Raw genomic sequence first — 14,652 nt, 5'->3', positions numbered from 1 at the left:
AAAGCCCTTAAACCGATATAATGAGAAGAACTCAATGAGCCAGAAGATAGCTAAATGTCTGAAGTTACAGTTAACTCCACGATCTGCGATTTTGTCCACAAAATTCGCGGAAGCAAACAGGGAAACAAAATCATCGTTGATATAGAAACTCCCTGTGAGAAGATAGAGAAGTTTTCTCACATGGAAGTCCCCATTAAGGAAATAATGGACATCAAAGACAACTATGTTATGGATAGGGCACAGGAAGCTAAATGCTGCTCAAACTGCCTTGTTCCCTGCGCAGTGCTCAACCTCTGCAGGCTGGAAAGTGGTTTCCTTGCAAAATCTCTGGCAAAAAGGGCAGGCAGCCTCAGCATAGTATTTGATTAAAAAATTAAGGTTTTAAGGGCTTTATCTTTTATTTACTTATTTTTTATTGCCTATTATGCAAAAAAAGGAGAGTTCTCAGCATGCAATACAGCCTTGGAATTGATGCGGGAGGCACATACACCGATGCAGTGCTTATAAGGGATACGGATGGAGTTATTGTCGACTCAAACAAAGCGCTTACCACCTACCCTGACCTCCTCCCCGGTATAAAAAAAGTAATAGACAGCCTGAACCCGGAATATTTAAAAAACATAAAGCTAGTTTCGGTTTCAACAACCCTTTCCACAAACACCATACTCGAAGGGACAGGGTTTCCCGTAGCTCTGATCCTCATAGGGGATCACCCTCTTGAAAAGGAACTTCCCACTTCTCATATGATCATTGTCAGGGGTGGGCATGACCACAATGGAGAAGAGGTGTCCCCTCTTGACCTGGAGGTTGTTGAAAACTTTGCCCTTCGTATAAAGGATAAAGTCTCAGCTTTTGCCATATCTTCTTATTTCAGCACAAGGAATCCTGAACATGAACTGAAAGTAAAGGACCGAATCCTTGAACTAACAGGTCTTCCTGCTGTTTGCGGACACGAGCTTTCCCAGGAGCTGGGGGCTTATGAAAGGGCAGTTACAGCTTTTCTTAATGCCCAGCTGATCCCCATAACAGGACAATTTATACAGGCCATAATCAAGGAGATCAAAGAGCGTGGGATTAACTCACAGTTGCTGATGCTCAAATGTGATGGCTCTGTGGTTGGAATAAGAGATGCCCTGAAAAAGCCCATAGAAACTATCTTTTCGGGACCTGCAGCAAGCCTTGTAGGTGCTTCCTATCTCTCGGGACTTGAAACCTGTGCCGTAATTGACGTAGGTGGGACGAGTACGGATATCTCCTCTATTTGCAAGGGTGTCCCTGATCTGAGCAATGAAGGAGCAGTAGTGGGCGGCTGGCAGACAAGAGTCCGGGTGATCAGGATGGAAACTACGGCCACAGGTGGGGATAGTCATATCTGGAGTGTAGGCAGGGAGTTATTTCTGGGACCACGAAGAGTTATACCCCTGTCAGTTGCTGCAGTAAAATATCCGGATTTCCTGAATAACCTCAAAAGGACGCCCATGCCTGCCAGAGAAGACCTGGGTGAGAATATTCAGCCCACAAAGTTTTTCGTCAGGTCAGGATACACTGCAGGCGAACTGAGCAAAGCTGAATCCGAAGTGCTGGATGCAATAGGAGAGGAGCCAGTTTCAGTATATGAGATTAAAGCCCTTATCAGAAAGGACCTTCACCCTCAAACCCTGGATTCCCTTATTAAAAAACGTCTTGTTCAGGCAATTGGCTTTACGCCAACCGATGCCCTGCATGTGCTCGGGGAATACACAGCCTGGAATGAAGAAGCATCCCGAATAGGAGCCGAAAGGCTTGCAAGACTTATGCGCATGACATCACATGAGTTCTGCACCGCCGTAAAAAGGAGGGTTGCAAGGAATATGACACTTCATCTCCTCTCATATATCCTTCAAGGAGTGCCGTACACAGCCGTTGAGAAAATCCTGGATGGAAATTATCCTGCAAAATTCAAGCTGGAAGTACCTGTTGTCCTGCTTGGAGGCCCTGTGAGAGCACACAGGAAAGAACTCGAAGAGTTTATAGATGCTGATATTATCGTTCCCGAACACGCCGAAGTTGGAAATGCAGTAGGGGCCCTTGTTGGAAAAGGCATCAAAAGAGTGGAAATTTTGATAAGACCCGCAAGCCTCATATCGCCGGACAAGGATTTTCTGGTCTTTGTACCTGGCAGCAGGCTGAGGTTTGATACATATGCAGAAGCCCTTAACGCAGCAATAGAACTCGGAAAAGAGCTCGTTACTGATTATATGAGAGATTGCGGCCTTAGCGGAAAGCAGGTTGAGATCTCTATTGAGAAAAAAACCATTTCTCCTGACGGCTGGAACCATCCTCCTATGGAAACAAACCTGCTGGTTATGGGAGTTGGAATGAGAGAATTACACGCGTGAAAGATGAATAAGAGAAAAGTCACTCTCAAGAGACTCTCAAAACTGAAGTTTGTAATTAAAAGGTAAGAGGTAAAATGAATGAAAAACATCTTAGGTACTTACGGCAAAATAGGAAAAAAATAGGAGTTTCCATTGTAGTTCTTGTTTTCCTGATCGCACTGGGAGTATTCATTCTTTATGCTGTACAGTCCGACTATTCCCTTATACCGTTAAATAAGACTGTATATGTAGCTGGCGATGGGAGTGGAAACTTCACCTGTGATGGGCGTGACGATCAGGTAGAGATAAATCAGGCTCTTGCGTATGTTGCAAAAAACCGGCACTATTCAACCGTTTATTTAAAGGGCCCAAACACATACGTTATCTCTGACAGTATTTTGATCGGAAGCAATACAGTATTTCAGGGTGATTCTACAGCCGTAATTAAACTCAAAGATAAAGCAGGTTGGCAAAGTGGGAAGCCACTGATAACTCAGGTTGATAGCACCGGAATCCATGGAGTTACTATAAAAGAATTTGAAATTAATGGAAACCATGACCATAACCAGGACAAAAAGAAAGGGGATGGATACTACAATATGATCTCTTTTCTTCATGCCAAGAACATACAGATTCATGACATGTATCTGCATGATGGGCATGGGGACGGGCTGAAAGTAGAAAAAGGATCCAATATTCAACTTTACAATAACAAAGTGTACAAATTAGGGCATGACGGTCTTTACGCAATTAACTCGCAGAAGATAGAAGCTTGGAACAACACAATAACCTGCAGGACAAATAGCGGTCTTAGGGTATGGAACTCGAACTATGTAAAATTCCATGACAATGTAATCGACTCCTTTTCTCACTGGAGTGCAGGCGGCCCGGGGATACTTATCGAGAAATCAACAGGTATCGTGAACGATGTGGAGGTATACAATAATACTATCCATAACACATATGGCCCTGGGATCTGGCTGATAGGTTATGGAGAATCTTATCCAGGAAAAGAGGCGCAGAACGTCCATATTCACCATAATATATTTTATAGCACAGGTATGAACCCGAATATTGACTGGGTAGGAGGCATTGTAACCAGCGGGTTTTATGATACTCTCATTGAGAATAACGTATTTGATGGCATATATCATGCAGCTATTCTTAGTATGTACCCTTCAGTTTCTACAGACACAAGTGATCCTGTAGATCTTTCACCTCAGAGTACAGGATATACAACCACTATCCGCAACAACATAATTGTAAACACCCAGAAACGCACAGAAAACCCGGAAGGGACAGGATTCGCAGTGATCAATTATCTTCCTAAAACACATAGCTTTGTGCTGGAAAATAACTGTCTGTACAATAATGTGGGTGGAAATTATAAAAATGCAAACTCAACAACTGACATCTATGTAGCTCCCCTCTTTGCAGACTTAGGTTCACATGATTACCATCTTAAATCAACAGTTGGTCGCTGGAATGGGACTTCATGGGTAAAGGATAATACGAGTTCTCCATGCATTGATGCAGGATCTGTTTCCTCTGATTACTCGAATGAGCCGGAAGATAACGGGAACCGGATAAACATAGGGAGGTATGGAAACACTATCCATGCGTCCCTTTCAGGATAACCTCTGAGACAATACCTGATAAGGAGAGGACTGGTATGATAAAAATGACGTTCTTCCAGGGCAGCACTCCCTGTGCTACAATCATCATTAAAGGCAATGCTCTTCCTGACAACATATACTATGAGCTGGATGTAACTAACCTCATAAAAGAGTATGTCAGCGGAAAATACGAAAATAAGGGTCTCCTGATCAAAGCCGTAGTGAAAGCAACAATTATATTACATTCGCAACAATTATATTACATTCTACAGTAACGATGTCTGGAACACAGATTTAGTGACAAAACTTCAACTGAGATATGGCTAAAAAAGGAACAGAAGGAAAGTAACAAAGAAAAATCCTTAGATACTCTCATCACGTTGGAGCCAGATTTTCAGCCTCTCTTCAGTTTCCGCAGCAGCACCCTTTTTCTTTTTCCGGCTCCTCTGGCTTTTTCTCACCAAAGACAATGTCATAAACGTTTTCACCATACACGTTTGTCCAGCCGAGCTGAGAACCTCCAGCTATGAACATGGCGACAGCAATTGCTTCTGCAATTTCCTTTTTGCTTGCCCCCTGAGCAACGGCTCTCTGGGAGTGTACATCAACACAGAACTGGCAGCGCATAAGGACCGAAGAGGCAATGGCTATAAGTTCCTTGGTCTTGCGGTCAAGTTCTCCGCCCTCAAAGATAGAATCTCTCAATTTTCCAAATGCTTCCGCAGTATCAGGAAGTATTTCGTTCATAAATGGCATTTTATTCCTCCGATTAGTTCAATGGTTTGGATTTATAAAATACACGAAGTCAAATATCAATGAAATTTGATACCCTTCAGAGGCTTGATATAACTCTTCACATAAAATATCATTTTAACAAGGCTTATTCTTATAAAAAAGGCATAAATCGATCTGTAGTATAATATATAAATAGAAAAATAAGAAGTATAAAAAAGAATTACAAAATGATTCAGACTGAAAAATAACTGAAAAAACAGTGAGAATAAAAAATGAAGGTGACATCTTGACCGAATTTACTGTAAATTCTACTATATGTGGTTTCGTTCACAAAATACGTGGAAGCAAAAAAGGAAACAAAATAATTGTTGACATAGAAACCCCATGTGAAAAGATAAAGAAATTTTCCCACATGGAAGTTCCCATGATGGAAATTCTCGATATCAAAAACAACTATGTTATCGATAGAGCACAGGAAGCGCAATGCTCATCAAATTGCCTTGTACCCTGTGCAGTACTCAACCTCTGCAGAATGGAAAGCGGCTTCCTTGCAAAATCCCTGGTAAAAAAGGCAAGCAGTATCAGTATAGAGTTTGGTGAAGTTTAAAAAAGAAAAATTTGCCTCCTTTTTCATTCTTCAATATGTATTTCAGGAGGCAAATTTCCTTAAAGGGGAGGAGGAATTTCCTTTGCGATTAAGCGAAAAACCTTATTTAGGAAAACTTCCTTCTGAACTTTGAATTCTTATCCTTTTTTTATTTTGGACATTACATTCTTCTTTACTTCAGATTCATATTTCTTCCAGCTGTGTTCATCAATTTCGGGCATGGAAAGTTCCGGGGCTTCACTTCTTTCTTTTCCATTGCAGGAATCGATCGCCTGCTGGATGACTGCGGGATCGGTTGTCCCTACAAGGTCGATGACTTCAATTTCCCGGAGGAAGCGGGAGATTGTGGTTGCCGGGATTTCGTCAAGGTAAGGGATCACTCCTTCGGACCCGACAATTTTTCTTGACCCTCCGAAAGCCGAGACGCCGTTTTCGACAAGTGCCAGAAGGGACTGCCCGGCAAAATGGTCACTTTCTTTCCCGCAGACAATCAGGCAGCTGATGCGGGGGTTCGAAAGCACGTTAACTATCACCTTCTCAATCCCGAAATTTTCCGTAAAACAGGTCCCGCAGATGGCGTAGTTTTTCAGGTTCAGGCTTTGATAGTCAGAAGCAAGGGTTACTACTGCCACGGGAGATTCTGGATCTCCTACTATATAATCACCGGAAGTTATAGGCCATACCATGTAAAAGCTCCTGTTCTGAGTAATTTCTCATGTTAAATGGTTTTTAGTTCATTTTTGATAATTTTCAATTTTTTTAATGAGCTATCAACTGAGATATAATTTCTATTTAACCTGATAAAGTTGAATTTCTTTCAACCATCGGATTTCTCGAAAAAACCGTAAGAATGTTTGGGAAAATACATCTTAAAACAATGAGCCTGATATCAAAGATAATTGATATGAAAAATTGATGTGTAAAAAATGATGAAAACCATTCTTTGTTTACCGGGAAAAACTACAGGAGCAGTTTTGAAATGAGTTCTACTTACGGGAAAGGAATGAAAGAGGATTTAGGAGCAAGTGAGGGCTAATCCCCGCCATTTCAATAGTGGGATACAGCCCGTCAACTTCCCAACATAATAGCGTTAAATTAATATACACATGGTTACCATATGTATCTACTAATATGGCAGGAAAAGAATATTGGATAAATGCAAGAGGCTGTGTATATAACACAAATTACCATTTCGTATGGTCTACAAAATACAGAAGAAAAGTTCTTACAGGAAAAATAGCTGATGATTTGAAAGAGCTTCACGAAAAGATAGCAAAAGAAAAAGGTGTAACTCTTGTCACTCAAGAAGTAATGCCGGATCATGTGCATCTTTTCATCATCATGCATCCAAAGTTTGCACCTGCTGATATTGTGAAAATATTTAAGGGTATTACCGCAAAGAAACTCTTTGAAATACATCCTGAAATAAGGAACAGATTATGGAATGGTCATCTCTGGAATCCTTCATATTATGTTGGAACTTGCGGTGATACTACAAAAGAAACTGTAAAAATGTATATTGAAACTCTAGCGGTGAAATGAATGTTGAAAGTGCTTCGATATAGAATCTACCCGACAAAGGCTCAAAAAACAACTATGAGTAACACTCTTGAGCTTTGCAGGTGGACATATAACGAAACACTTGCACTCAGGAAAAATGCATGGGAATCAGAACAAAAAAACATAAGCTATTATGATTCTAAGAAAATGATTCCAGAATGGAAGAAAGAAAGACCTACATTGAAAAGTATTCACTCACAGGTATTACAAGAAGTAGTCAAGAGAGTAGACCTTGCTTTCCAAGCCTTTTTCAGAAGAGTTAAAACCGGGGAAAAGGCAGGTTATCCACGATTCAGGGGATATGGAAGGTATGACAGCTTCACTTATACGCAATCAGGTTTTTCTCTGGATTCTGACAAATTATCTCTTTCAAAAATAGGGGACATTAAGATCAAGTTACACAGACCAGTGGAAGGGGAAATTAAAAGACTCAATGTTCGTAAGATGCCTACCGGAAAATGGTTTGTTTCCTTACTTGTTGAAACTGATACTCCTTTGGAATTGCAGAAGACAGGGTTATCAGTAGGTGTAGACGTAGGTATCAAGAGTTTCTTAACGCTTTCTGATGGTAATTATATACCAAATCCTCGATTCTTTGTTGCAGAAGAAAAGTTTCTTGCAAAAGTCCAGCGAAAACTTTCAAAACTTGAAAAAGGAACGCCTGGAAGAGCAAAAGCTTTGAAATTTGTTCAACTTGCGCATGAGAGAATCGCAAACAAAAGAGAGGATTTTGTGCAAAAAGTAAGTCTTGATCTTGTCAGAACTTACGATTTGATTACTTTTGAAGATCTGAACATCAAAGGAATGATTAAAAACCACAAACTAGCAAAACACATAGCTGATGTTGCATGGAATAAGCTTGTAACCATCACGTCTTACAAGGCAGAGTGGGCTGGTAAACGTGTAGAGCTTGTCAATCCATGTAATACATCCCAAATGTGTTCTGGATGCGGTGAAATAGTCAAAAAAGAACTATCAGAAAGAACGCATAACTGTCCTTTCTGTGGTCTTGTTCTGGATCGAGATCATAATGCCGCTATTAACATTTTGAGATTGGGATTACAATCTCTTCGGATACCCGATAGATGCCCGTCACTTCAGTGATGGGAGTAGTCACAAATCAAATATTCTTGAAATCGAAAGTATATATTTAAGGAATGATTGAAAAATAACTTCAAGTTTTAACTTCTGGAATAGCTGTATAATTCCATTTTCCCAAATAATCATCAAAGACAATTTTCATTTTTTCCTTAAAGTTTTCACTTACTTTTCTTCCCGTAGCATAAACTTTATTTTTGATGGTTGAAAACACATTCAATCCTGTGCATGTATACGTCCTATCAACAAGGCTTTTAACAACATCAATAGTGCTGAAAACAGTACCTTTGCAGGCACTTGTAACATGACAGAATAACCTGTGTTCTATTGGATTGTATTTCGAAGTATATGGTGGATAGTGAGCCATTCTGATTTCAATCCCAATTTCATTTACCAGCTTTTGCAGATCTTCCTTGAAAATATAATGCCTGCTTGAGTTGCTTCCACCACCATCTGCTAAGGTTAAAATGCTATTTGCCTTAGGATAGTTTTCCTTACCGTATTTTTCCCACCAGTATTTAATGCAGTCACAACAAAACTCACTTGTATCTTTACTGGTTCCTAAAGTGATGTATCCTTCGTTACGTTTCAGGTCATAAATACCATGTGGAATTACAAAACCATCTGAAAATGTATTGAAATCGTGGTCATATACCTTTACTGTCTGGGTACAGTAGATTTTACCGTCACGGTAGAAATTACCGATGACTTCTTTTTTTTACGTCTATACTGATTATCGGATTCTCGCTTTTTACGTACTCTTCTTTGAGCTTGTTAATCTTCTCAAACTGCTCATTTCTGCCTTTACAGTCTTTCATAGTGACAGATTTTTGCATTTTTCTCTTTACAAAACCATGTTTCTTTAAGAGCTGCTTTACTACATGTGGACTTATGTTCATGCCTTTTGCTTCAAAAGCCTTTGAAATGCCCTTGAGACTCAGATTCGTCCATTTTATTTCTTTATCCGTAGGGCTTCCAGCCGTATGATGTTTTAGAATGTCAAAGAAAACTTCATCAATATTCTCAAATGTATCGATGATTTTCTTTTTTCCTCCGCCAGACTTTCGAATCCTGTTACCTGGTTTTTCTATACCATTAGTGATTTCATTAATTCCAGCCATAACAGTTTGAAAATGACAGCCTAGAACACTACTTATGTAGTTTTGTCCCCCATGTCCTAATTTCATTGCTTCTATGGCTGCATATCTTCTTCGATCTTTCTCATTTAAAGTGTTATAAAACGCTTTCATCTGTTTTTCAATTTTTTCAGAATATTTTGTGTGCAGCATTAAAGTAAATTCCTTGTCATTTCTAACAGATTTTAATCAATATTATATGACAATAAAAATACTTTAAATTATATATTTGTTATTCCTAAATAACCAGATTTTAAAATGATTATAGGCTGAAGATATCTGAATTTTCTCTTAAAAGTGAAAATTCACTCAATAAACTTAAGCTAACAAATTTCCACCTTCTACAGGCATGCAAAAAATAACAATCTTTCTTATAGAGTGATGAATTAAAAATTATCATTGTTTAAGAAAATAATTGGAGAAATATAAATAAAAACTCTATAATTGTATACACTGTGGAAAATGGATTAGATCAATGAAACGCTTAAGGCCGCGTATCTCAATTCGAGGAGGGAATTTAAAAATGGGGGATATCGAATGATAAATACGGTACTTATTCCTACGGATTTTACTATAGAAATGGAGGATTTGCTAAGCTGCGTAGGGGAACTTAAAAACGCCGGCTTGAAGAAAGTTATTTTGCTGCATGTGGTGGATATTCATAAAAGCCAGGGGCTTGCCCCTATGTTTGAACGGAATGCAAAGGAAAGGATTGAGGATTATGCAAGTTTTGCCAGGGAACTTGAGCTTGAGACCGAAAGCCTGGTAGTGGTTGGAGATATAAAAAGGACAATCTCGGAGATTGCAGACAGGAAAGACGTTGACGCAATAATAATGGGAGCTACCACTAAAGGATTCATAAAGGGAAAGCTCCTCGGAAGGACCACGGAATACATAGCACGCAGTTCAAAGAAAATACTGCTGGTTGAAAAATATGATGCTCTGAAAGAAGGAAAAGAGGTTTATGAGAAGGTATGCCGGGCAACTTTCTCGCGGGTTCTTGTACCTCTTGACTTTTCAAAAGAGTCAATGAGAGCGGTAGAACAGCTTCAAGCGTTTGAAGGGATAGTAAAAGATGCCCTGCTCCTGCATGTAATAGATGACATAAAAGATATGGACCTGCTGGATGAACAGAGAGCAGAGGCAAAAGAAAAGCTCAGGAGAATAAAGGAGCGGCTTGCAGGCATAAAGAGCCAGTGCCTCGTCGTTGAAGGCATCCCATCCAATGAGATTGTGAAGTTTGCCAGCATAGAAGATGTCACCCTAATTATGTTGACTGCCCGCGGGAAAGGGGTTTTGAGCGACCTACTGCTCGGAAGCACGGCAGAAAGCGTACTACGGAAAACCACAAAGCCCATGCTGATCATCCCTGCAAGCAAAGAGTTCGAGGGAAAAGAGTGGAATGAAGGGGAAGAATATGCCTGAAGAGAATGAAGAAAGGGAGCTCGATTTCTTTAGTAAATACCTCTCCATCTGGGTTGCAATCTGCATTGTTTTTGGAACTGTAATAGGTTATGTTTTTCCCGGCTTTGCGGACTCCCTTGGAGGTATTGAGATTGCAAACGTCTCAATACCTGTAGCTGTCGTACTTTTGATTATGATGTATCCCATAATGCTTAAAATTAATTTTGAAGAAATCCTGAAAGTTAAGGCAAACTTAAATCCCCTTCTTCTAACTCTTATCGTAAACTGGGCAATTAAGCCTTTTACAATGGCTTTTGTTGCATGGTTTTTTGTAAGCGTGCTCTTTGAATCCTTGATCCCTGCTGACCTCCAGGAGCAGTACATTGCAGGCATGATCCTGCTGGGGCTCGCCCCCTGTACGGCTATGGTACTTGTCTGGACCTACCTTGCAAGAGCGAATATTAATTATGCTTTGATTCAGGTCTCAGTGAATGACCTTATTATCCTGGTCCTTTTTGCTCCGCTAGGAAAATTTCTTCTCGGGGTCACAACTGACTTTCCAGTTCCTCTTATGACAATCTTCGTCTCTGTCCTTTTCTATGTAGCAATTCCTCTCGGCCTTGCTATGCTGACAAGACAGGTGGTAATAAGGAAAAAAGGCATTACCTGGTTTGAAAATGTACTGATCCGAAAAACGCAGTGGATTACCCCTGCCGGACTTCTGATAACTCTGGTCCTGATTTTTATATTCCAGGGAAGCAACATCATAAATTATCCCCTGCATATCTTCCTGATCGCGATCCCTCTGGTGCTGCAGACTTACCTGATCTTCGGGATCGGGTATGCAGGAGCAAAATACCTGAAAATTCCCTATAGTGAGGCTGCGCCCTCAACCTTTATCGGCGCCAGTAATTTCTTTGAGCTGGCAGTGGCAGTAGCTCTTATCCTGTTCGGGATGGAATCAGGGGCTGCTCTCGCAACCGTTGTGGGAGTGCTTGTAGAAGTGCCTGTGATGCTTTCCCTTGTGAAAATCATGGAAAGGAACAGGGAAAAATTCAAGTTCTGACGGGAAAAAAGAATATAAAAAGGTTATAAAGAAAAAAATAGGGAAGAGAAAGTAGAAGGTGAAAAAAGAAGGAGAAGAGTAAAAAACTCTAACTTAATTGATGAGTCCAAATTGATAGCCTCAGTTTCCTCTAGTTTCCATAGCAGCGTCTTCCTCTTTTTTCAAGGCATCTTTTTCGATTCATCAGATATTTCATCCCAAGAAATAGACCCGTACATGTTTCCACCGTACATATCTATCCAGCAGAACCTTGAACTCTCCGACATTCTCAGGAATTCAGGAAGCATTCCGTTCTCTATATTAACAAAATATCTCGTATCGTTCTGATTTCGTTTAATTGCAAGGTGAGTCCTGATCATGCCTCTGATTCCTCTCAAACTTAAGGCATTCCCTTCTATTGCCAGTTCTTGACCAGAATATTTATTTTGAAAATAAAGTGCGATAATTCCTACCATTATCATAGCAGCTATAATAACTTCAATAACAGCATGTGCTATGCCTTGCTTAACTAAAGTACAGGCCAGGGGATGTAATAATAAACCGGGTATTTGAACTATTGACCCGGCAAGTGAAGAGGTTCCAAAATTATACCAGCAAGGATTGGCTCCAAGATAATGTACAATTAAGGACTCAGGGATAAAGTAAAGCGCTATTTTTGTGAGGATTGAAATTTTGAAGAAATAAAAAAGAGTTTTAAAAAGTAATTTTTGGATTTTCTTTAAACCAGGCAGTACTCTATACATCTCCGAAATAAAAAATAGAAATATACTTTTCCCATTCAAAAATCCAAAGACAAAATTATTACTAATCATTACTTTTCTCCAATTCCGATTGTTGGGAACAACCCTGATTTTGCTCTTCAACGCATAGATACTGTTATTATTTCAAATAAAATTGAAATGATATATAAAACTATCTGTTTAAATTTTACTTGAAATAAAGGTCATAAATTTAACGGATATAGAGAAATGTAAGGAAATCTCGCATAATATGGAAATCTCATATAATAATTTACGAGCCAGTTATCCACAGGTCATAGTTTTTATGAAAAAGTGATCAAATGGGTTTAAATTGTTAAAATATACACTGTAAGTACAGTTGTTTTCAACCCGGAATGTTATCGATTTATCCTGCTCGACCCTATTACCGAAAATTTTCCAGAGATCTTATCGCAGGCTCGTGTATCTTCTCCAGCTTTTAGATTCGCACATAACCATATAAGCTGTGATCACGATATTATTGCGTGATATTTGTATTCATAGTACATGGACTGCACATATTCCATCTTAAAACCATGCTTATTTGCGATACTTTCCATCATAAAGGGTTTATGAGCATATCCAAGAATATCTTTTGGACGATTTCTTAAAATTGCTACTAAAATAGCAAAAGTTTCGAAGCTTATTTTGCGCAAGATTTTCCAGCATCCAGTATCCCGTGAAAATAAACCTATTTTCCATAACGGATATAAACGAGGGTCCAGCAAATCAAAAAGTACTATTTTACCTCCTTTACTAAGGTATTTTGAGGAGTTGTAAATAAAACTGTCAACTTCTTCATATGTTAGATACTGGATCACTCCAGCCGCAGTTATCCGGTCAAAGGAAGAATCAAGCTTCCCCCAGATGGTTTTATCGTCAGCAAGGATTAAATCAATATTTTCATGTCTTCTTTTCCTGATCCTTTTACCTGCTTCATCAAGCATTGATGCGGAAAAATCAACCCCTACAAGCTTTTCGTATTCCGGTGCATAATAAACAAGGAGCTCTCCGGCTCCGCAACCAAAGTCAAGAAGTGTTTTGCCTCCATCAAGATGGTATAGCTTTTCCCTGGCTTCTTTGGAGAGAAATTCATGAGATGAAAACCTGTGCCCGCCACTTCTCTTATCTGCGAAAAATTCTTCCCAGACCGATTTTGGTTTCGACATATTTTTGTACCTCTGTGCCTTATTTTTATCACATTTTTCCATACAATCAGAACTTTAATTTGGGCAAAATTTTCTATTTTCTGAGCTTATGAATTTCTTGATATGAGAGTAAAGGGAGTTAATTTCACTCATTTGTACATAATTATTTATGTTTTTCTAACCAAAAATCAATCTTGAACTGCTACCTTTAATTGTTTCTTTAGAAAATAGTTTGCAGGCAGCGAATTTGATTGACTATTATGGTAATCAGGTGCCTAACTCCAATAGTTGTTTCAAAGATATTTGAAATAATCTATATAAAAGTTGCTGCACAATCAGAATTAGAAGGACTATCTTGAACACTCAATTATGAAAAAATAAACGTCTAAACAATATGTAAAAGCCAAAAAATAGGCATATAAAACAGATTCGACTGACTCAGTTTAAATTAAAGAAGATCTATTGTTTCAGAAGATTTCTATAGAGCCAGCACAACGGTTTTAGAATACAGAATATCTGCCTAATGTAAATTTATAGCAAAAATATTATAAAATATAAAACCGTATAAAAAAGAGATTTATAAGCTGAATAAAAAGTGGTCGTGGGGATAAGTTATCGACCAGATCAGAAAAAACGGACGTATCTGTACTTTTAAAAAAACCTTTCGTGGGCTCTTTAGCTTGCGGTTTCAGTAACCGATTCCAATACCTGAAAAGTCAAGCCAAAAGAACATCAGTGAAAATAATACCACAAAGGGGAGACTACCAGAACAGGGGGAGATGTTTCTATGGTAAAAATGATTATTTTTGATCCTGCAATGTGTTGTCCCACGGGCTTGTGTGGCCCTGTAATTGATCCGGATCTTTTAAGGATATCTACAGTGATCAATAATTTAGAGAAAAATGGTGTGAAGATTGAAAGATATAGCCTTTCTAACAATCCTCAAGCTTTTGTAGATAACAAAACTATAAACGAAATACTGAACCGGGATGGGGTTGATGCATTACCCGTTACTATTGTTGACGGTAAAGTAGTCAAGACTAGGAAATATCCTACAAATGATGAGTTGATTAAATTTCTGGACGTACCAGAAAATTATTTAAAAGCAAAAGAAAAGCCTGCGGCACAGGACTCCTGATGTAGCGATGGCCGTTGTTAACCTTAAGC

At 39.1% G+C, this 14,652-nt stretch carries 14 protein-coding genes and 1 pseudogene; 10 read left to right on the top strand and 5 right to left on the bottom strand.

The genetic code is table 11. The annotated features are described in order from the left end of the window. Positions 1-54 precede the first annotated feature (54 nt). The 4 genes from ACZ5A8_RS10835 (at position 55) to ACZ5A8_RS10820 (ending at position 4,248) form a co-directional block, all read left to right on the top strand. On the top strand, positions 55-369 hold the full coding sequence (locus tag ACZ5A8_RS10835; protein ID WP_464533892.1) for a DUF6951 family protein: 315 nt from the start codon (positions 55-57) through the stop codon (positions 367-369). An 80-nt stretch (positions 370-449) separates the two neighbouring features. Then, entirely contained in the window at positions 450-2,378 is a 1,929-nt protein-coding gene (locus tag ACZ5A8_RS10830) for a hydantoinase/oxoprolinase N-terminal domain-containing protein (protein ID WP_464533891.1), read from the top strand. Positions 2,379-2,452: 74 nt separating this feature from the next. Then, a complete protein-coding gene (locus ACZ5A8_RS10825; protein WP_464533889.1) occupies positions 2,453-3,994 on the top strand; it encodes a right-handed parallel beta-helix repeat-containing protein in 1,542 nt (513 codons plus the stop codon). 35 nt (positions 3,995-4,029) lie between these two features. After that, positions 4,030-4,248, top strand: coding sequence for a disaggregatase related repeat-containing protein (locus tag ACZ5A8_RS10820; protein ID WP_464533887.1), 219 nt, complete (start codon positions 4,030-4,032; stop codon positions 4,246-4,248). Positions 4,249-4,378: 130 nt separating this feature from the next. Here the strand turns inward: ACZ5A8_RS10820 and ACZ5A8_RS10815 are convergent, their stop codons facing one another. Further along, the gene (locus ACZ5A8_RS10815; RefSeq protein WP_322225687.1) at positions 4,379-4,729 is read right to left on the bottom strand and encodes a carboxymuconolactone decarboxylase family protein; all 351 of its coding nucleotides are present in this window, start codon (positions 4,727-4,729) and stop codon (positions 4,379-4,381) included. Between the two features lie 265 nt (positions 4,730-4,994). Between ACZ5A8_RS10815 and ACZ5A8_RS10810 the strand changes: the two genes are divergently transcribed. Then, a complete protein-coding gene (locus tag ACZ5A8_RS10810; RefSeq protein WP_464533885.1) occupies positions 4,995-5,315 on the top strand; it encodes a DUF6951 family protein in 321 nt (106 codons plus the stop codon). Between the two features lie 137 nt (positions 5,316-5,452). Here ACZ5A8_RS10810 and ACZ5A8_RS10805 read toward each other — a convergent pair whose 3' ends face one another. Continuing rightward, positions 5,453-6,001, bottom strand: a complete 549-nt coding sequence (locus ACZ5A8_RS10805; protein ID WP_464533884.1) for a tetrahydromethanopterin S-methyltransferase subunit A — start codon at positions 5,999-6,001, stop codon at positions 5,453-5,455. A gap of 445 nt (positions 6,002-6,446) precedes the next feature. On the opposite strand from ACZ5A8_RS10805, the gene tnpA reads away from it, so the two are divergent. Further along, on the top strand, positions 6,447-6,857 hold the full coding sequence (tnpA, locus tag ACZ5A8_RS10800) for an IS200/IS605 family transposase (protein ID WP_464533883.1): 411 nt from the start codon (positions 6,447-6,449) through the stop codon (positions 6,855-6,857). After that, complete coding sequence (locus ACZ5A8_RS10795) at positions 6,858-7,979, top strand: RNA-guided endonuclease InsQ/TnpB family protein (protein WP_464533881.1); 1,122 nt, start codon at positions 6,858-6,860, stop codon at positions 7,977-7,979. A 70-nt stretch (positions 7,980-8,049) separates the two neighbouring features. Here the strand turns inward: ACZ5A8_RS10795 and ACZ5A8_RS10790 are convergent. Then, positions 8,050-9,094: pseudogene (locus ACZ5A8_RS10790) on the bottom strand (ISAzo13 family transposase). A 552-nt stretch (positions 9,095-9,646) separates the two neighbouring features. Here ACZ5A8_RS10790 and ACZ5A8_RS10785 point away from each other — a divergent pair. Together ACZ5A8_RS10785 and arsB are read left to right on the top strand one after the other, a co-directional pair. After that, a complete protein-coding gene (locus ACZ5A8_RS10785; RefSeq protein ID WP_464533880.1) occupies positions 9,647-10,534 on the top strand; it encodes a universal stress protein in 888 nt (295 codons plus the stop codon). Beyond that, positions 10,527-11,579 (top strand): ACR3 family arsenite efflux transporter, encoded by a 1,053-nt coding sequence (gene arsB, locus ACZ5A8_RS10780; protein WP_464533879.1) that lies wholly within the window; start codon positions 10,527-10,529, stop codon positions 11,577-11,579. The genes ACZ5A8_RS10785 and arsB overlap by 8 nt, the downstream gene beginning before the upstream one ends. A 161-nt stretch (positions 11,580-11,740) precedes the next feature. Here the strand turns inward: arsB and ACZ5A8_RS10775 are convergent, their stop codons facing one another. Together ACZ5A8_RS10775 and ACZ5A8_RS10770 are read right to left on the bottom strand one after the other, a co-directional pair. Further along, on the bottom strand, positions 11,741-12,391 hold the full coding sequence (locus tag ACZ5A8_RS10775; RefSeq protein ID WP_464533877.1) for a hypothetical protein: 651 nt from the start codon (positions 12,389-12,391) through the stop codon (positions 11,741-11,743). Positions 12,392-12,807: 416 nt separating this feature from the next. Continuing rightward, positions 12,808-13,506, bottom strand: coding sequence for a class I SAM-dependent methyltransferase (locus ACZ5A8_RS10770; RefSeq protein WP_464533876.1), 699 nt, complete (start codon positions 13,504-13,506; stop codon positions 12,808-12,810). 766 nt (positions 13,507-14,272) lie between these two features. Between ACZ5A8_RS10770 and arsD the strand changes: the two genes are divergently transcribed. Continuing rightward, positions 14,273-14,623 (top strand): arsenite efflux transporter metallochaperone ArsD, encoded by a 351-nt coding sequence (gene arsD / locus ACZ5A8_RS10765; RefSeq protein ID WP_464533875.1) that lies wholly within the window; start codon positions 14,273-14,275, stop codon positions 14,621-14,623. The last annotated feature ends 29 nt before the right edge of the window (positions 14,624-14,652 follow it).

Source organism: Methanosarcina subterranea (assembly GCF_055385895.1).
Note: the sequence above shows the minus strand (reverse complement) of the source record. Positions and strands in the feature narration are given on the sequence as shown.